Source organism: Litchfieldia sinesaloumensis (genome assembly GCF_900156865.1).
GTDB lineage: Bacteria > Bacillota > Bacilli > Bacillales > Bacillaceae_L > Ferdinandcohnia > Ferdinandcohnia sinesaloumensis.
Window position 1 is genome coordinate 3,778,051 of record NZ_LT732529.1, and the last position, 18,898, is coordinate 3,796,948.

The window sequence follows — 18,898 nt, forward strand, 5'->3', positions numbered from 1 at the left end:
AAAATTACTATCTTGATTTACATTTACTGGGAGGGTTTAAATTGGAATCAATGACTTTTGTATTATTTGGCTCAACAGGTGATTTAGCAAAAAGAAAGATTTTTCCTGCTCTGTACAACCTGTTTATTGATAATAAATTACCACAACATATATCAATAATTGGTCTTGGACGAGCTGAACTTTCTCAAAGAGACTTTCAAGACAGAGTAAAAGAATCCATCTTTTCTTTCTCGCGTCGTCTTGAACATGATCCTGATGGTCTGGAGGGATTTCTGGATTCATTTCGATATCAGGCACTCGACGTTACCAATAGACAAGGGTATAAACCATTACTTGATTTGGTTAAGCAACGGGAAGCAGAACTGAAAATAAGGGAAAATCGAGTATTTTATCTTTCAGTAGCTCCAGAATTTTTCGACGTTATTGCTTTAAACATCAAAGAGAGCGGGCTTGGTAATACAACTGGCTGGAAACGATTGATGATCGAAAAGCCATTCGGGCATGATCTCGGGTCAGCTCGTGAATTAAATGAAAAACTAAGCGGTGCATTTGAGGAAGAAGAAATCTTTCGAATTGACCATTACCTGGGGAAGTCAATGGTTCAGAATCTCGAAGCTCTTGAATTTGCAAACCCAATCTTACAATCTATTTGGAACAAGGATCACATTGCGAATGTTCAAATTACAGCGAGTGAAACAGTTGGGGTAGAGACAAGAGCTGGCTATTATGACCAGGCAGGAGCGATACGTGATATGGTTCAAAATCATATGCTTCAACTATTGATGATGACGGCCATGGCGCTACCTAAAAAGATGAATGCTTCAGAAATCCGAAATGAAAAGCGTAAGGTAATGGAAGCGATTCGTCCAATGAATTTAGAAGATGTTCATCAGAATATCATTCGCGGGCAATATGGGCCGGGGGAGAGTAATGGTAACCAGGTTCTAGGGTATAGAGATGAACCAGGAGTAAATCCATCTTCCAAAACAGATACATTTGTCGCGGCTCGTATCTGGATTGATAATCCATTCTGGAAAGGTGTACCTTTTTATATCCGAACTGGGAAAAGAATGAAGGAAAAATCAACTCGTATCGTCATTGAATTTAAAAATACATTGAATTCACATTATGAAAATACGAATCAAGAAATTGGTCCAAATTTATTAATAATTGAAATCAGTCCCAATGAAAATATCTCTCTTCAGTTAAATAGTAAAAACCCGGCGAATAATGGGAATATCGAGCCTGTCCGAATTGAACTCTCAAGTGAAGCTACAGGGAGAAAAATACCAGAAGCATACGAAAGAATTATTCATGATGCTTTCGTTGGGGATTCAACATTCTTTGCACATTGGAAGGAAGTCGAGTTGTCATGGGAGTGGGTTCAAGCTATTCTTGATGGATTTGAAGAAGACCTTGTTCCAATATATGAATACCAGTCAGGTTCGAATGGTCCAATGGCATCTGATCTATTGTTAGAAGAACATGGATTTAAATGGTGGTTAGATGAAAGAAATGAAAAGCAAAAAACTAAAGAATTAGCAAAAATTAATTAAAGAAATCAGGGGGCAATCATGACACAAAATATTGAGAACTTAACCGTTACAACACTCCGAAAACGTAGTTCAAATAACTAAAAGTCTATTACACTCTTAAAAAAATGACAAAACAATTGGGGGAAAACAACATGAAGGTCGGATTAATAGGTTTAGGAAAAATGGGTTTAAACTTAGGACAAAATCTTATCGATAACAATCACGAAGTAGTTGCTTTTGATGTAAACCCAAGTGCTGTTGATGAAATAAAGAAATATGGAGCTTCAGGGGTATCAAGCTATAAAGAACTAGTTGAGTGTCTAGATAAGCCAAGAATCATTTGGATTATGGTTCCTCATGCTGTTGTGGATTCTGTAATTGATGAAATTGCACCATTTTTAGACAAAGATGATATTGTGATCGAGGCTGGTAATTCTCATTATAAGGAATCCATCGAGCGCTATAATGATTTAAAGAAAATTGGTGTACGATTCATGGATGCTGGCACTTCCGGTGGAATGGAAGGAGCACGAAATGGTGCTTGCTACATGATCGGAGGCGATCCTGAGGCATGGGATCAGGTTGAAGCTATATTCAAAGATACAGCTGTAGAAAATGGTTTCTTGTATGCAGGAAAAGCAGGAAGCGGCCACTTCTTAAAAATGGTTCATAATGGCATCGAGTATGCAATGATGGCTGCGATTGGAGAAGGCTTTGAAGTACTTGAAAAAAGTGAGTTCGATTATGATTATGAGAAAGTAGCGAGAGTGTGGAATAATGGTTCCGTTATTCGTTCTTGGCTCATGGAATTAACAGAGAATGCATTTTCAAAGGATGCTAAATTAGATGAAATTCAAGGAATTATGCACTCCTCAGGTGAAGGGAAATGGACCGTTGAAACGGCTTTAGATTTACAAACAGCTACACCAGTTATTGCGATGTCCCTATTGATGCGTTACCGCTCATTAGAAAATGATACCTTTAACGGTAAAGTTGTAGCTGCATTACGAAATGAATTTGGTGGACATGCTGTCGTAAAAAAATAATATAAAATTGGAGGAAACGAAAAATGAAGTTTTTTATAGATACTGCTAACCTAGATGATATTAAAAGGGCGTATAAGATTGGAGTTTTATCAGGGGTTACAACCAACCCTTCATTAGTAGCAAAGGAAGGAGTTAAATTTAAAGATCGCATTGAAGAAATTTTAAATGCGGTTCCTGATGTTGAATCTGTTTCCGCAGAAGTAACACCTAATGCTATAACGGCTGAACAAATGATTGCTGAAGCAAACGAACTTATTAAAATTAATGGTGGTAATAAGAATATTACGATCAAACTTCCAATGACCCTGGACGGATTAGAAGCTTGTCGCTATCTAACAAAAAAGGGAGTTAAAACGAATGTGACTCTTATTTTTAGTGTGAACCAGGCATTGCTAGCAGCTCGTGCGGGAGCAACCTATGTATCACCGTTTTTAGGTCGATTAGATGATATTAGTGAAGATGGAGTACAGCTTGTTGCAAAAATTGCCGAGTTGTTCCGCGTTCAAAATATAGATTCTCAAATCATTGCAGCATCTGTACGTCATCCGGATCATGTAACCCGTGTTGCGTTAGCAGGAGCACATATAGCAACGATTCCTTTCAATGTAATTGAACAACTGTCAAAACATCCTTTGACCGATCAAGGCCTTGAAAAATTCGCTGCTGATTGGAAATCTGCACTGTAAGAAAGTTTGAAAAATAAAAACACCTAGAATGGAAGGACTTTACTTATGATAGTCCCTCCAATACAAATAATTTAGGAAGAATAGGAGAAATATATATGACTATTACTTTTGATTATTCTAATGCACTATCATTCATGCAGGAGCATGAGGTTGAATATTTAAGTGAATTTGTAAAGGTAGCTCATGATATGCTTCATGAGAAAAGAGGACCTGGTTCTGACTATCTTGGTTGGGTTGACTTGCCGCATAACTTTGATAAACAAGAATTTGCTAGAATTAAAGCAGCTTCCGAACGAATTCGAAGTAATTCAGACGCTTTAGTTGTAATCGGGATTGGTGGTTCATACCTTGGTGCACGAGCTGCAATTGATGCCTTGTCACATACATTCCATAACCAAATGGAGGACAAAACTGAGATTTATTATGTTGGACAAAATATCAGTGCAACCTATATCTCTCACTTATTTGATGTGCTTAAGGACAAAGATATTTCAGTGAATGTTATTTCAAAATCTGGTACAACAACAGAGCCTGCCATTGCCTTTCGTATCTTCCGAGAGTATATGGAGAAAAAGTATGGAAAAGAAGAGGCCAGAAAACGTATTTACGCAACAACAGATCGAGCAAAAGGTGCATTAAAAACTCTTGCAGATGAAGAAGGATATGAAACTTTTGTCATTCCTGATGATGTCGGCGGCCGATACTCCGTATTAACAGCAGTAGGGTTATTGCCAATTGCTACAGCAGGGCTAGACATTGAAAAAATGATGGCTGGTGCTGCAGCGGCTGCTGACAAATATAGTAGTCCCAACTTGGCAGAAAACCAAAGCTATCAGTATGCAGCAGTTAGGAACGCACTTTATAGAAAAGGGAAATCCATTGAACTATTAGTTAACTTTGAACCATCTCTACATTATGTATCTGAATGGTGGAAACAATTATTTGGGGAAAGTGAAGGAAAAGACCAAAAAGGACTTTATCCAGCTTCTGTTGACTTCTCAACTGACCTGCATTCGATGGGACAATATGTACAAGAAGGTCGCCGAGACCTAATTGAAACAGTTGTAACTATAAAAGAACCTAAGCTGGATATTACAATCAAGGAGGAAGCATCTAATCTAGATGGCTTAAATTATCTAGCAGGAAAAACGATGGACTATGTAAATAAGAATGCAGCACAGGGAACGGTTTTGGCCCATGTAGATGGTGGAGTTCCTAACCTATCTGTAGAAATTGACAGACTGGACGAATTTACGTTTGGAGAGATGGTTTACTTCTTTGAAAAGGCTTGTGGGATTAGCGGTTTATTGATGGGCGTAAATCCATTTGATCAGCCTGGGGTAGAAGCATATAAAAAGAATATGTTTGCGTTATTAGGTAAGCCTGGATATGAAGAAGAAAGAACTGAATTGTTAGAGCGTATTTCTAAGTAAGGCTATATAAAATGAGGATACTAATATGCATAGTATCCTCACTTTTATTTCGAAAAAATACTGCTTGATCATGACAAGCAGTAAGAGTTTAGAAATTATTATAACCATTTATCAGCCCAAGCCTCAACAGTTTTTAATGCCTTTCCCAACTCATATCCCTTTTTTGTTAGGGAATACTCTGTTCGTACGGGACGATCCGTAATTACATTTCGTAGCACTAAGCCGCAATCTTCAAGTTCTTTTATACGTTCGTTAAGCATTCTTTTACTTAAATCGGGAATAAAGGCATGTATTTCACTAAAGCGTTTTGGTCCTTCCATTAGGGAGTGAATGATTAACCCCATCCACTTTTTACCGATCATATGATATGATTCTTCAACTTTTGAGCATAATCTTTCCTGGGTATCTTTTTCTTCCATGCTTCAACACCTCCTATAGAAGTTATTTTTATATATAAACAAAAAGTAACAAGGTAATATAATGTACTATTTAATTATATCCTAAATATAACCTTTTAAAAAGGGGAATATATGGAGGTATTGTGATAATACGAAAACACTAACTAAATAGTCACTTGTTGACTAAAAGTAACCTATAGTGTAATATGGGTTACATAAAGTAACCTTGTGGTTTCACTTCCAAATAAATAAAACTGATTTGAAAGAAAAGGAGAGATTAAAATGAAGCAAATACTAGATGCGAAGATAATTAATACCAAGTATGGATTAGAAACGTATTTAGATATTGAAAAAAATGTCCATATAGCGGATTTAAAAATCCCTACAGTAGACAGCCCCTTTTTTGAAATAAAGATAGGAATTGAATATTATCGATTAATAGATCAAAACTATTATGATAGTCAGGTTAACTATTTTTGGTTAAGAATACATCCAGAAATGAAAACAATTACTCTATTAGAACCTAAGGTACAAAACATATTTAGTATAAAAAATGTAAATGAAAGAATAGCAACAAAGGAATTAATTGGAGAATGGTTGATTAACACTAATGCTTTTATATCTGCCATAAAGAATTTAATTATAAAAAAGAAATCTAAAAATGTAGTTACAGAAGAAGAAATTCGAGAAACTGTACGCACCATCGAATTATTAGAAAAAACACTCGAACTGGAAACAGAAGATATATTAAAGGCTGAAGTAAAAAAGGCTAGTTAAGTTATTGACATATGACCCTTTATGTAATAATATTATCTCGAAGTCAAGATAACTTGTTTCAAGATGTTTTTTTGAGGAGGTGTAAGTGTGGCAAATAAATGCACAAACCAACCATTTTTAATTTTAATGCAAACATCAAGAGCGCTCCAAGAGAGAATTAGAGACGATATGATGAAAAACAACTTAAGTATAACTGAGTTTTCAGTACTAGAAGTACTTTTTCATAAAGGTAAGCAAACCATTCAACAAATTGGTAAGAGTGTCCTGATAACAAGTGGTTCGATGACATATGTAATAGATAGGTTAGAACAAAAAGGATTTTTAAAGCGAAGTGCTTGTCCAGATGATCGACGTGCTATACATGTAACGTTGACTGATGCTGGATTTGAAATAATGAATAATATAATGCCTGAACATGAGGATTTTGTAGATCGGGTTTTTGACTCACTAACCTCTAGTGAGGTAGATACTCTGGTAGATTTTTTAAAAAGAGTAAAAGAAAAGGTGGAAAAATAGTTCAAAATGTTGATATTTTTTTTGTAATATATCTTGAAGTAAAGATACTTTATTTCGAGGTTATATGTAAAAGTGGAATGGGTTTAATTTTATTAGCAAAATCTGATAGTAAATAAACAAAAATAGGAGTGGGACAAAAATGAGTAAAAAGACAATGGGAATTCACCACATTACAGCAATAGTTGGTCACCCACAAGAAAATATAGATTTCTACGCAGGAGTTTTAGGGTTACGTCTAGTAAAGCAAACAGTAAATTTCGACGATCCAGGTACGTATCATCTTTATTTTGGAAATGAAGGTGGAAAACCAGGGACAATCATTACTTTTTTCCCTTGGGCAGATGCGTATCAAGGAAAAATTGGGGACGGTCAAGTCGGTGTAACTTCTTATGTTGTTCCTAAAGGAGCATTGGATTTTTGGGAATCTAGATTAGCAAAGTTTGATATTCCTTACACTAGAATCACACGATTTGGAGAAACGTATTTGGAATTTGATGATCCACATGGACTTCACCTAGAAATCGTTGAGAGGGAAGAAGGCGAAATCAATACTTGGACATTTGGAGATGTAACATCTGAAGTTGCAATAAAAGGTTTTGGCGGTGCTACCCTATTTTCAGCAAAGCCAGATAAAACAGCTGAGACACTCGAAAACGTAATGGGTCTAGAAAAAGTAGATGAAGAAGGAGACTTTGTTCGTTATCGTTCTTCTGCAGATATTGGAAATATCATCGACCTTAAAGTAGTACCAACTGGCAGAGGCCAAATGGGTGTTGGAACAGTTCACCACATTGCATGGAGAGCTAGTGATGATAAAGACCAATTAGATTGGCAAAGATATGTTGCCCAAAACGGCTACGGTGTAACTCCAGTACAAGACAGAAATTATTTCAATGCCATTTACTTTAGAGAGCATGGAGAAATCTTATTCGAAATCGCAACTGATCCTCCTGGATTCGCTCATGACGAATCACACGAAACAATGGGAGAACAATTAATGTTACCTGCACAATATGAGCAACATAGAGAGCAACTCGAACACAGTTTAATTCCTATTAAGGTGAGAAGTCTAGATTAATTTGAAAAGGAATGAATCCAATGCTTTCAATTGACCCTACTTCCATGTCAGAAAGAGAAAATTATAAGTTTCTAATTGGAAGTATTATTCCAAGGCCTATTGCATTCGTTACAACTCTTTCTGAAGAGGGAGTCTTAAATGGGGCACCTATTAGTTATTTTAATATTGTATCCTCAAATCCTCCAATGATTTCATTGTCAATACAACGTACAGAGGGCAGACAGAAGGATACCGCTAGAAACATTACATCTTTAAAGCAATTTGTAGTCCATATTGTGGATGAACAAAATGTTGAAAAGATTAATAAAACTGCAGCAAGTTTACCACCACATCAAAGTGAGATTGAATTAGCGGGATTAACTTCGGTCGACAGTGTAAAGGGCACTGTTCCTGGTGTGAAAGAAGCAAAGGTTCGAATGGAGTGCGTATTGGAACAATCATTAGAGTTGGGCGGGGGTAATTCTCCAGGTTGTGATTTTGTCATAGGAAGAGTGGTTCAATATCATATTGAAGATGATATCTACGCAAAAGGGAGAATTGATCCTCGAGGGTTAGCTGCCGTGAGCCGATTGGCTGGTGCCAACTATGCAAAAATCGGAGATCTATTTGAGATAGAACGACCTAAGTAGAGTCAACGGGACAGGTATAGTGTCCACCAATTAAGTGAAATTTTTGGGACGAGGAACCTGTTCCTCTGTCCCTAATGAATGGGGGGAATGAGATGCAAAGAACAGCGGGCATTCACCATATAACAGCTATGGTTAACGATGCGCAAAGAAATATTGATTTTTATGCAGGTGTACTTGGGCTTAGGCTTGTAAAAAAAACGATTAATTTTGATCGCCCAGAAGTTTATCACCTCTATTTCGGGAATGAAACTGGTGAACCAGGAACAGTCATTACCTTTTTTCCATGGCCAAAACAGCTAAAAGGTCGAATCGGAATGGGACAAGTGGGGGTAACGAGCTATTCCATACCGTCCGGTTCGTTAGAATTTTGGGAAGAACGTTTAAGTACTTTTGGTGTAGATTTCAGGTCTTCTATTCGCTTTAGTGAGAGATTTGTTGCATTTAGTGATCCAGATGGACTGGAGCTTGAACTAATCGAACGAAATGAAGGGCCAATCAATAATTGGAGTTTCGGAGGAATTAAAGCCGAGAATGCAATTAAAGGCTTTGCGGGTGCTACTTTAATTTCTGCACAACCCTATAAGACTGCAGATGTACTTGAGAATGTATTAGGTCTCACATGCATTGGTGACGAAGAAGGTTTTCTTCGATTCAAGTCCGATGCTTCACTTGGGAATGTCATAGACATTAAGTTAACTCCATCTGTTAGGGGGCTTATGGGAGCAGGAACAGTTCACCATATCGCATGGAGAGCGAAGGATGAAGAGGATCTTCTCAGATGGAGAAATCTTCTTAAGGAGAAAGGGTATCATCCAACTGAGGTGCGGGATCGAAATTATTTCAAAGCTGTGTATTTTCATGAAGAAGGGGGAATCCTCTTCGAAATCGCAACTGATCAACCAGGGTTTTCGGTAGATGAGCCAACTTTGGATTTAGGAAAAAAACTTATGCTCCCTACATGGTTAGAGACAAAACGAGAAGAATTAGAAGAAATCTTACCTCCTATTGAGGTTCGCGTATTAGAAGGAGATAAAGAATGAAGCACATATTTAACAAGGGGACCAATCCAGAAAAACCTACATTAGTAATGCTTCACGGTACAGGGGGAAATGAATTAGATTTGTTACCTCTTGCAGGAAAAATTGATGACGAGGCTTCTGTATTAAGTGTTCGAGGTAATGTTTTAGAAAATGGCATGCCACGTTTCTTCAGAAGGTTGGCTGAAGGAGTTTTTGATATAGAAGACCTTATATTCAGAACAAAAGAACTACATCAATTTTTGGATGAAGCAGCTGACAAGTATGAATTTGATCGCGATAATATCGTAGCAATTGGATATTCAAATGGAGCAAATATAGCAGCTAGTCTTTTATTTCACTATCAAGATGCATTAAAAGGAGCAATTCTTCATCATCCAATGGTTCCACGCAAGGGAATTGATCTTCCTGATTTAACAGGGAAGTCTGTATTTATTGCTGCTGGAACGAATGATCCAATCTGTTCTCCGATGGAATCTGCTGAGTTGAAATCTTTATTAGAAAAGGCAAATGCGGATGTGGAAATTCATTGGGAAAACAGAGGTCATCAGTTGACGATGACCGAAGTAGAAGCTGCTGCACAATGGTATAAAAAATTATAAAAAAACATTTAGATAGGAGAAGAGAAAATGACACAAAAAAACGAAATTGGAGCACTTATTTTACGAGTTACATTGGGAATACTATTTTTTATACATGGTTTAGTAAAGTTCCAAGGAGGAATTGAGAATACTGTCGGATGGTTTGAGAGTATTAATATACCTGGATTTATGGCATATGTAGTTGCTTTAATCGAACTAGTTGGAGGTATAGCTCTTATTATTGGATTTGCTACTAGACTGGTATCGAGTTTAATTGCTCTACTAATGGTTGGAGCAATCATTACGGCTAAACTTCCTGTAGGTTTATTAGGAAATGGCCAAATGGCAGGATATGAATTAGATTTAGCGTTCTTAGCAATGGCTATTTATCTTGCAATTAATGGAAGTAAGTTGTTATCACTTAATCGCGTACTATTTAATCAAGATTCAAATGAAGTAAAAAGAGCAGCCTAACATGGAATGCAAATTTTTGAGAGCGGAATAATAGGAGGTGTACTAAATGGGGTTTTTATCAAAAATATTTGGTAAGTCATCAGAAAAGGAGATAGTAAATATGTCAAATGTTAAATTAGCAGTCATTTTTTACAGCATGGGTGGAACAAACTATCAATTAGCAAAATGGGCTGAAGAGGGCGCAAAAGAAGCTGGAGCAGAGGTCAAAGTTTTAAAAGTACAAGAATTAGCTCCTGAATCCGTAATCGAAGGAAATGAGGTATGGAAAGGAACTGTTGAAGCAACAAAAGATGTCCCAGTGGCGACATCTGATGATGTAGAATGGGCAGATGCGATTATATTCAGTGTACCAACACGATTTGGTAACATGCCATCACAAATGAAACAATTCCTTGATACCCAAGGTGGACTTTGGGCTACTGGAAAAACGGTTAATAAAGTTGTAAGTGCAATGACATCTGCACAAAATCCACACGGTGGACAAGAGGCAACACTTCTTTCGTTATACACAAGCATGATGCACTGGGGTGCTATTATTGCTACTCCAGGTTATACCGATCCAGTTTTATTTGGAGCAGGTGGAAATCCATACGGAACAAGTGTTACTGTCGGTCAGGATGGAAAGATGATAGAAGATGTACAGGCAGCTGTAAAACACCAGGCAAAACGTACTGTTAATGTTGCTGAATGGGTTAAAAAAGGAAATCAGTAATGTAATCACAAGAGCTAATCAGGAATAACTGATTAGCTCTTTTTTAATCATTTTAGAAAGCATTAAACAACTTTTGTGAGTAGGGGGAACCAGAATGAGGAATCCATATACAAGAATGGCAATCGGCTTATATACAAATTACTTCCTTTTAGGAATGATTAATTTCTTTTTTCCTCAAACATGAGCTTTCTTACTGAACAATTAAAAAAGGACGAAGCTGGTATTAGCTTTTTAGTTTCAGGAATAGGCATAGGAAAACTAATAACTCTAAGTGTGTCAGGGAGAATTTCTTATAAATTCGGAAGGAGACCTCTAGTCATAACAGCTATTAACCCAAGTCCTTGAAAATTACGTATATTACCTTTGTAATATATACTATAGTAGTGTCTATTTAATCTATATTCATTGACAAAGTTTTATAATAAAGTATACTTTTTATTGTGGTGATTATATGAAAAGAAAGCCAATGTATCTTTATGTGGCAGAGGAACTAAAAAAGCAAATTTATAATGGTGATTTTCCTGTTGACCAGCCATTACCTACGCAAATAGAGTTTGCAAATATCTTTAAAACTAGTGAAATAACTTCAAGAAGAGCATTAACTGAGCTTGTAAATGAGGGGTTAATTTATCGTGTTCGTGGAAAAGGATCCTTTGTTAAAATTAATAAGGCAGAGGAACATACGAATTCAGAAAGTGAAGTTGAAATTAAGCGGATATATTTCGTTTATCCAAATTGTTCATTAAATCTTTTAGCTCATCCTTTTTATCAAGAACTATTGGATGGCATTAATGAGGGCTGTGAGGATAAGGATGTTGAGTTTGTTACTTGGAACATAGGGAAACAAGGTAAACTACCTGATGACAAAAATGCCGGATTTATTGTGTTGGCCCAAGGTCAAGGATCTGAAGAAATTTCACTCAAAATGTTAGAAGGCTGGAAAAACGAAAATAAGCGACTTGTATCTGTTCATTTTTACTACCCACATCTAAAAATCCCTTATGTAATCATAAATAATGTTACTGGTGGTTATTTGGCTACACAACATTTAATATCACAAGGGCATGAAAAGATTGGGCTTATTTTGACGGGAAGATCCTTGATTGAATTAAATCAAGAGTTTTCTTTACGAATGCAAGGCTATAAATTAGCCTTATCTCAACATCAATTACCTTTTAACCCTTCTTATGTAGCGATAGCTGAAGGCATGCAAGAAACTGAGGAAATGGGATACGAATGTATGAAGAAATTGTTGGATTTAGATGATCCACCAACTGCAGTTGTAGCAACAAGTGATTATAAAGCTTTTGGTGCGATTCAAGCTGCACTTGATTACGGATTTAAAGTTCCAGAGGACATCAGCGTTATTGGGTTTGATGATATTCCCTTCGGTAAATACTCATCGCCACCATTGACAACAATTAATCAAAATTCATTAAAACTTGGAAAGCGTGCGGTAGAGCTACTTGTAGATGAATATGATAAGAGTGATAAGGAAGATATACTAAAGGATGAAATTGCCCCTGATCTTATCGTACGAGGAAGTACGAGCAAGCCTCTCAAACGAATCTAGGAAAAAACATAACTTCATATGGAAAAACTACTAATATCATCACGGTTAATTGTAAACCGTGGTGTTTTTTTTGTTTCTCATAAAGGCCTTACGGATATAAGGTATATCTTTACAGTGTGAAATTTTAGAAAATTATTAATAATTGTTGAAATAAGGTATTTACACCGCATAAAGTATATATTATTATTTAAAGTATACTTAATTGAAAGGACTTGATGATTATTAGTATGCTATGGGATGCTAGTTGGATCTGGAATGAAATACCTGAATATACACCTAACATATATAATGAATTCCGAAAAACATTTCATGTTAAATATAAGACTAATGTGACTTCTGCAAAGATCTCAATTTCGGCCAATCAAGAGTATATTCTCTATATTAACGAGAAAAAGATTGGTAGAGGTCCTTCACCATCTGATAATAATTGGAAGTATTATGATACATATGATGTTACCGCTTACATAATTGAGGGTCAGGAAAATATCGTATCAATATTAGTCTATAATTTCGGTACAAAAGAGATCGTTACCCAACAATATCAAGGGCCTGGGGGAGTCATTGCACAATTGGAAATTGACACAGACAATGAACCAATCGTGATCTCAACTGATTCTTCTTGGAAATGTCGTCAGTCACCGCGATGGTTCCAAGAGGTGAGTAGACAACATAATTGGAATGGGTATAAAGAGGTTTACCTTGCTGAAAATGAGGATGGATGGGAGAAAGCTGATTATGATGATACAGCATGGGATAACTCCCAAATTATTGCTAAGGCTGAAGATAAAGAATCAGCTTGGCCTCGTCTAATTCCAAGAGAAATTCCATTTTTACATAAGGAAAAAATCTTTCCAAGCACTATATTTAGTAAGGAAGGTAATCTCGGGACAATAAGTATAGAGCAGCCTAATTTGGAGAACTCAGTTATATCTGTTGATGCATCTGTTCCAGGGTCAATGCCTGCATTGGTTTATGATTTTGAAAAAGAAGTGGTAGGGTATATGCAATTGGAAATATTAGCCCCTAAAGGCGGAGTTGTACAATTACATTATGGTGAATCATTAGATTTAACGTTATATGACACTATTATCCTTAAAGAAGGAAAAAACTTTTTTAATCCTTTTGGGAGAAGAGCCTTTCGATATTTGAAAGTAACTGTCCAAGCAACACCAGAACCGATTACAATTAAAAAGGTTAATCTAGAGTTCGTTCATTACCCATTTGAAAAGGAGGGTACTTTTGAAACGAGTGATTCCTTGTTAAATCAGATTTGGGAAATTGGAAAGTATACTACGAAAGTCAACAGTCAAGACCACCTAGAGGATACGCCTCTGAGGGAGAGAGCATTATGGGTTGTTGATGAGATTGTAATGGGCAAAGTCATTTATAATGTATTCGGTGATCATGTACTTCTGAGAAAATCTCTGTTACAAGGTGCACGAATTCAAAATGAAGATGGTTCTATTCCAGGAACTGGTCCTGAACGAAATGATATGATGTTGCCAGATTTTTGTGCACACTGGTTATTTGGAGTTACTGATTATTTGAAGTATACAAATGATATTGTTTTTGTTGAGGAATTATGGGGGACTATTGAAAGATTGCTAGAATGGTTTAGACTGCATGAAACAGAAGAAGGGTTATTTACGATTTCTGGGAACAACAGCTATTGGTGTTTTATCGATTGGGCTGAATATATTGATAGACGTGATAAAGTAACGGCTCTCTCTTGTTTCTATTATAAAGTGTTGAAAAGTGTGTCAGCGCTTGCGAGGATAATACGGAAGGAAGAAGAATCTCAAAAATGGGAAGAAAAAGCCGATAAGCTCAAAAAACAAATTAGGACTACGATGTGGTCAAATGAGTCAAATGCGTTCGTGGATTGTGTGGTTGGTAATAAGCTATCAGAAAATATCACCTATCAAACGAATTTTATCGCGATGTGGACAGGTATTATGTCTGGTAAGGAAGCTAAGTTTTTCATAGAAGAATATTTTCTTAAAGGTAAGGCACCAGAAATAAAAGGTCCATTCTTCTATCATTTTGTTTTAGAGGAACTATTTAGTCGAAATTACACGAAAGAGGCACTTGAAACCATACGTGGATATTGGGGAGAAATGATTGCTCGCGGAGCGACGACATGGTGGGAAACGTTTGAACCTAGCAAACCACATTGTACGGTGCCGAGTGCATTTCAAGGGCATACTCCGACCTATTTACATGACCATATTCCCGTTAGTTATTGTCATGGTTGGGGAGCAGGACCGACGTACTTAATGACACAACATATCTTAGGGGTTGATATATTCGAGCTTGGAAAGAAACTAGTAAAACTGAAACCGCATACAGCGTATTTAGACTGGGCAAAGGGAACAATTCCTACTAGGTGGGGAGAAATAGATGTAGAATGGCGGAAAAAAGAAGACGGAAGAATACACTATCAATTGCACATACCAGAATCTATACATTGGATTGCAGAATTTGATGAAACAATGGATGTCCAAATAAATGGTGTGCAAGTTGGGTTAGAAATAGGAAACTCGAATTAAAAAAGTAAATTTTTAGATTGGAAGGTGGTGATAAAAAGAAAAGGTTCAGAAGGTTTTTCTTACTAAGTAAAATATGAAGATTTCTGAAGGGGGACACAGGAGCTTATGATGAAGAAAAAGATGCATTTAATGGTTGTTATTCTTATGATACTTTCTTTATTCCTTGCAGCTTGTAAAGGTGATACTGCTACAGATACAAAACCACAAGATAATAAAAATAATAATGAGCAAGCAACTGAAAATGAAAAAGGATTAGAAGGGAAAATTCGAATCTCACTACAGGGTATTGCCGGGCAATCTTCAGGACAAGATGTTTGGGATTCAGTTGCTAACGCTTATATGGAAAAAAATCCAGGTGTTGAAGTCATTGTTGACAATAAACCAGCTGATGGTTACAAAGAATGGTTAACCGCACAATTTGCAACTGGAGATGTACCAGAAGTGGATATCGTAACATCAAATATTGTTCCGAACTTAATTGCGGACAAGAAATTTGTCGATTATATCCCATATCTAGAGCAAAACAATCCTTATACGAATAAAGCTTGGAAGGATAGTTTTGACCTAGATTCAATGCAGGTGAACTTAGATTCCTACAAAGCAAAAGGGGATGAATTGAGCCACCTTAACTTTGAGTCGGTGCAGGTAATGTGGGTTTATAATAAAGACATTTTGGCTGAAGCAGGCTATGATGCTCCTCCGGAGACGTTCGAAGAGATGATTACCATGTTTGAAGAGATTAAAAAACTAGGTTATTCACCATTTACGATTGGTGGAAACGCCAATTCTTTATGGTCTGGAAAAGCAGGTTGGGCTATTAGGATTTATGCAGATCAATACTTTAGAGATTCTATTAATGTTATTCACTCACGTGAAGGAGACTATACTTATTTTGAACCGTTAGATGGTAAGTGGGAATATGACCCAACTAATCCATACAATGATAATCATTCAGAAGTAACTACTAATCATTTGCGTTTTTGGAAGGCTATTGCTGAAAAACAAGCACCATATGTGCTAACAGGTGATGATAGATGGAAAGCACTTTATGAAAACTTACAAACACTTTTCAGTTTTGCACCTGACGGGTATACAGGGATGAGTGATGAGGATGCATATAAACAATTCCTTACAGGTAAAGCTGCAACATTCCTTGGAGACCCTAGTTCTTTCTGGCAACTACCTAAGGACTTCGGCGATTCTAGTGTAACAGGTAGTGACGGAGGTGTAGAGCCATTTGAATTTGGTTTCTATAACTTCCCAACCATAAAGGATGATCTAGTACAGGCAGATGTAAGAACCATTCACATTCCTGTAGGCTTCTATTCTGTAGTAGCAAAAGATGCAAAACAAAATGCATTAAATATGGACTTCCTACAATTTTGGACAAGTCCAGAAGGATATGGTGTTTACTTAGAGGCAGTCCAAAATAGTGATAATAAGTCATTAACAGGACCACCAGCTTTAAAAGATATTGAATTACCTCAAGAGATGGCGGAAGCATTTTCACAATTTGAATCAATAGGAAACATGGAAGGTTTAATGAATGCAAGTAATATTATGGCTCGTGGATTGCATAATTATCAGCCTAACATTCAAGACTGGGTTGTTCTAACACAGAGATTTTTCTCGAATGAAATATCAGTCGATGAATATATCGAGCAAAGTCAAGCTAACATTGATGAAGACTTAGAAGATGCTTTAAAAGAAGAGGGTCTAGAGCTTTCAGATTTAGAGCATGTGGAAAGAAAACCACCTGAAAGAAAATAACAAAAAAGCAAGGAAATCTGGTCGGGTGGTGCCAGATTTCCAACCAATTTGTGAGGTGTTTTGATTGGTTACTAAACATATAAAAAGTTTATTTCTACTACTCATTTTTGCTTTGGTATTTATCTCTAACCTATCCGTGCATGCGGAGAGTAATCAATCATTTATGGTTGAAAATAAAACCAATATTACGTCCATAGATGTTAACCATGATTCATCAAAGTTTGCAGTAGGAACTTATGGAGCAACCGTGTACGTATATAATGCATCAGGTGAGATAATTAATGAGTTCCAAGCTGATAATGTCATAACAGGCATTTCATTTTTACAAGATGATTCCTTATTAATATCCTCCGATGACCGAAAATTATATTACCTCGATTCGCAAGGTGAGCTTGTTTGGATCAAAAGCTTTGACCTACCTGTCAAAACGGTTGCAAGTTCAACAGATGGATCCATTATCACGGTATATTTATCCGGAAGTAGTGAGATGATTTTATTAAATCATGAAGGAGAAGTTACTGGTACAGTCAACACGGGTTTTACACTAAATACATTATCTGTATCTGAAAATGGGGAATGGCTTGTTTCAGGTGGTGCAGACCAATTTATACGGGTGTTTGATAAAAGCGGCGAAAAATTGAATGAAATACCTGCTGATGGCATTATCAATGACATTTCCATCTCTAACGAAGGAGAAATAGTGGTCGGAAGTGATAATAGCTATATATATCTTATGAATCAAGAAGGAACTACTACTGCTAGTGTTCAGGTAGATTGGAAAATTACTAGTGTTGATATCACCTCGAATGGTGATTATATTGCTGCTTCTGATATGAGAGGATATAACTATTTAGTTAATCACGAAGGAGAAGTTCTCTGGAAACAGCAGGGCGAAGGGATTGCACGTGCCGTTGCATTTGGTGGCAATGGTGAAAACTTATATACGGGTTCAGCCGAAGGTATGATTCAACTATTTAATGTAAGTAGTGCAATTGAAGAAGTACAAAAGGGTGCATTAGTCAAAACAATTGTGATCATTAGCATCATTGTCCTCGGTGTATTAGCTTTGGGTGTCATCCTCTGGCAGATGAAAAGGCGAAACAAAACGAAGGTATTTAAAGCAATTTGGAAAGCGAAATATAATTATCTTGTCCTCTTACCAAGTATCGTATTAATAGCAGTGTTCCTGTATTATCCAGCTGTTACTGGTTTTGTCTATTCATTCTTTGAATGGAATCCTGGTGGAAAGTCCCACTTTATAGGATTAGATAACTTCCGCAAAATGTTTCACGACGAATATGTAATTGAAGGACTGAAGAATCTATTCATTATTATGGTAAGTGGAATTGTCAAATTTATGATTCCTCCACTGATTGTAGCTGAACTACTCTATTTTTTGAGTAGTAAAGCTTCTGCCTATTGGTTCCGTACTGTATTTGTTGCATCAATGATTCTTCCAGGAGTAGCTTCGTTACTAATCTGGCAAAATATTTATAGCTATGAAGATGGATTATTAAATGAATTTCTTACGATAATTGGCTTAGGTTCATATACAGAAGCTTGGTTAGCGAATCCTGATACTTCTTTATGGGCCATCATCTTTATTGGTTTTCCGTTCATTAGTATTCTGCATTTACTCGTTTACTATGCTGGGCTAATCTCAATTCCTTCCGAATTGAAAGATGCAGCGATGATAGATGGAGCAAATACATATCGAATTATTCGTTCTATTCATCTACCATTACTATCTGGTCAGTTTAAGTTATTAATTGTAATGACAATTATTTCATTAATCCAGGATTTCAATGCGATGTTAATTGTTACAGGTGGTGGACCTGGAACATCTACCTATGTACCAGCACTTCAAATGTATTATGCAGCAACGAAGTTCTCGGATATGGGATACGCTTCAGCAATTGGTGTGTTAATGTTCTTTATGATCTTCATTTTTACCTTAATTAATCTAAAATTTGTGAAGTCATCTGAACATTAATTCTAGTTGTTTCGCAAATATTGTAACCTTTATCTGTCTGAAGTAAAACTTTAAAAATCCCATATGATAAATGTGATTTGAGCGTAAGGAGCGAGACTCTCTTGCGGGAAA

General features: G+C 36.5%; 17 protein-coding genes. 16 read left to right on the forward strand and 1 reads right to left on the reverse strand.

Annotated elements, in window-relative coordinates; all coding sequences use genetic code 11:
• The first annotated feature begins 41 nt into the window (after positions 1 to 41).
• From zwf to CZ490_RS18660, 4 genes are all read left to right on the forward strand, one after another.
• Positions 42 to 1,556 (forward strand): glucose-6-phosphate dehydrogenase, encoded by a 1,515-nt coding sequence (zwf, locus tag CZ490_RS18645; RefSeq protein WP_077620270.1) that lies wholly within the window; start codon positions 42 to 44, stop codon positions 1,554 to 1,556.
• A 131-nt stretch (positions 1,557 to 1,687) separates the two neighbouring features.
• Positions 1,688 to 2,581, forward strand: a complete 894-nt coding sequence (gene gnd / locus CZ490_RS18650) for a phosphogluconate dehydrogenase (NAD(+)-dependent, decarboxylating) (RefSeq protein WP_077620271.1) — start codon at positions 1,688 to 1,690, stop codon at positions 2,579 to 2,581.
• A gap of 23 nt (positions 2,582 to 2,604) precedes the next feature.
• On the forward strand, positions 2,605 to 3,267 hold the full coding sequence (fsa, locus tag CZ490_RS18655; protein WP_077620272.1) for a fructose-6-phosphate aldolase: 663 nt from the start codon (positions 2,605 to 2,607) through the stop codon (positions 3,265 to 3,267).
• 95 nt (positions 3,268 to 3,362) lie between these two features.
• Complete coding sequence (locus tag CZ490_RS18660; RefSeq protein ID WP_077620273.1) at positions 3,363 to 4,700, forward strand: glucose-6-phosphate isomerase; 1,338 nt, start codon at positions 3,363 to 3,365, stop codon at positions 4,698 to 4,700.
• Positions 4,701 to 4,798: 98 nt separating this feature from the next.
• Here the strand turns inward: CZ490_RS18660 and CZ490_RS18665 are convergent, their stop codons facing one another.
• Entirely contained in the window at positions 4,799 to 5,119 is a 321-nt protein-coding gene (locus CZ490_RS18665) for a winged helix-turn-helix transcriptional regulator (RefSeq protein ID WP_077620274.1), read from the reverse strand.
• 261 nt (positions 5,120 to 5,380) lie between these two features.
• On the opposite strand from CZ490_RS18665, the gene CZ490_RS18670 reads away from it, so the two are divergent.
• From CZ490_RS18670 to CZ490_RS18725, 12 genes are all read left to right on the forward strand, one after another.
• Positions 5,381 to 5,875, forward strand: a complete 495-nt coding sequence (locus tag CZ490_RS18670; protein ID WP_077620275.1) for a hypothetical protein — start codon at positions 5,381 to 5,383, stop codon at positions 5,873 to 5,875.
• 87 nt (positions 5,876 to 5,962) lie between these two features.
• The gene (locus tag CZ490_RS18675; RefSeq protein WP_200801604.1) at positions 5,963 to 6,391 is read left to right on the forward strand and encodes a MarR family winged helix-turn-helix transcriptional regulator; all 429 of its coding nucleotides are present in this window, start codon (positions 5,963 to 5,965) and stop codon (positions 6,389 to 6,391) included.
• A gap of 139 nt (positions 6,392 to 6,530) precedes the next feature.
• Positions 6,531 to 7,469, forward strand: a complete 939-nt coding sequence (locus CZ490_RS18680; protein WP_077620276.1) for a ring-cleaving dioxygenase — start codon at positions 6,531 to 6,533, stop codon at positions 7,467 to 7,469.
• Positions 7,470 to 7,489: 20 nt separating this feature from the next.
• Positions 7,490 to 8,098: a flavin reductase family protein gene (locus CZ490_RS18685; protein WP_077620277.1), complete on the forward strand. Its 609-nt coding sequence runs from the start codon at positions 7,490 to 7,492 to the stop codon at positions 8,096 to 8,098.
• A 92-nt stretch (positions 8,099 to 8,190) separates the two neighbouring features.
• Positions 8,191 to 9,138 carry a ring-cleaving dioxygenase gene (locus CZ490_RS18690; RefSeq protein WP_077620278.1) on the forward strand — a complete coding sequence of 316 codons (948 nt, stop codon included), beginning with the start codon at positions 8,191 to 8,193 and terminating at the stop codon, positions 9,136 to 9,138.
• Positions 9,135 to 9,737, forward strand: a complete 603-nt coding sequence (locus CZ490_RS18695) for an alpha/beta hydrolase (RefSeq protein ID WP_077620279.1) — start codon at positions 9,135 to 9,137, stop codon at positions 9,735 to 9,737. Before CZ490_RS18690 ends, CZ490_RS18695 begins: the two co-directional genes overlap by 4 nt.
• 27 nt (positions 9,738 to 9,764) lie before the next feature.
• Complete coding sequence (locus CZ490_RS18700; RefSeq protein WP_077620280.1) at positions 9,765 to 10,190, forward strand: DoxX family protein; 426 nt, start codon at positions 9,765 to 9,767, stop codon at positions 10,188 to 10,190.
• Between the two features lie 100 nt (positions 10,191 to 10,290).
• Positions 10,291 to 10,902: an NAD(P)H:quinone oxidoreductase gene (gene wrbA / locus CZ490_RS18705; protein ID WP_077621110.1), complete on the forward strand. Its 612-nt coding sequence runs from the start codon at positions 10,291 to 10,293 to the stop codon at positions 10,900 to 10,902.
• A gap of 451 nt (positions 10,903 to 11,353) precedes the next feature.
• Entirely contained in the window at positions 11,354 to 12,475 is a 1,122-nt protein-coding gene (locus CZ490_RS18710) for a GntR family transcriptional regulator (protein ID WP_077620281.1), read from the forward strand.
• A 215-nt stretch (positions 12,476 to 12,690) separates the two neighbouring features.
• Entirely contained in the window at positions 12,691 to 15,024 is a 2,334-nt protein-coding gene (locus CZ490_RS18715) for a family 78 glycoside hydrolase catalytic domain (RefSeq protein ID WP_077620282.1), read from the forward strand.
• Between the two features lie 105 nt (positions 15,025 to 15,129).
• Entirely contained in the window at positions 15,130 to 16,794 is a 1,665-nt protein-coding gene (locus CZ490_RS18720) for an ABC transporter substrate-binding protein (RefSeq protein WP_077620283.1), read from the forward strand.
• A gap of 64 nt (positions 16,795 to 16,858) precedes the next feature.
• On the forward strand, positions 16,859 to 18,787 hold the full coding sequence (locus CZ490_RS18725; RefSeq protein ID WP_077620284.1) for a DUF5711 family protein: 1,929 nt from the start codon (positions 16,859 to 16,861) through the stop codon (positions 18,785 to 18,787).
• The last annotated feature ends 111 nt before the right edge of the window (positions 18,788 to 18,898 follow it).

Coding starts and splice junctions, on each gene's coding strand:
- gnd (WP_077620271.1), top strand. CDS start 1,688: ATGAAGGTCGGATTAATAGGTTTAGGAAAAATGGGTTTAAACTTAGGA.
- fsa (WP_077620272.1), top strand. CDS start 2,605: ATGAAGTTTTTTATAGATACTGCTAACCTAGATGATATTAAAAGGGCG.
- CZ490_RS18660 (WP_077620273.1), top strand. CDS start 3,363: ATGACTATTACTTTTGATTATTCTAATGCACTATCATTCATGCAGGAG.
- CZ490_RS18665 (WP_077620274.1), bottom strand. CDS start 5,119: ATGGAAGAAAAAGATACCCAGGAAAGATTATGCTCAAAAGTTGAAGAA.
- CZ490_RS18670 (WP_077620275.1), top strand. CDS start 5,381: ATGAAGCAAATACTAGATGCGAAGATAATTAATACCAAGTATGGATTA.
- CZ490_RS18680 (WP_077620276.1), top strand. CDS start 6,531: ATGAGTAAAAAGACAATGGGAATTCACCACATTACAGCAATAGTTGGT.
- CZ490_RS18685 (WP_077620277.1), top strand. CDS start 7,490: ATGCTTTCAATTGACCCTACTTCCATGTCAGAAAGAGAAAATTATAAG.
- CZ490_RS18690 (WP_077620278.1), top strand. CDS start 8,191: ATGCAAAGAACAGCGGGCATTCACCATATAACAGCTATGGTTAACGAT.
- CZ490_RS18695 (WP_077620279.1), top strand. CDS start 9,135: ATGAAGCACATATTTAACAAGGGGACCAATCCAGAAAAACCTACATTA.
- CZ490_RS18700 (WP_077620280.1), top strand. CDS start 9,765: ATGACACAAAAAAACGAAATTGGAGCACTTATTTTACGAGTTACATTG.
- wrbA (WP_077621110.1), top strand. CDS start 10,291: ATGTCAAATGTTAAATTAGCAGTCATTTTTTACAGCATGGGTGGAACA.
- CZ490_RS18710 (WP_077620281.1), top strand. CDS start 11,354: ATGAAAAGAAAGCCAATGTATCTTTATGTGGCAGAGGAACTAAAAAAG.
- CZ490_RS18715 (WP_077620282.1), top strand. CDS start 12,691: ATGATTATTAGTATGCTATGGGATGCTAGTTGGATCTGGAATGAAATA.
- CZ490_RS18720 (WP_077620283.1), top strand. CDS start 15,130: ATGATGAAGAAAAAGATGCATTTAATGGTTGTTATTCTTATGATACTT.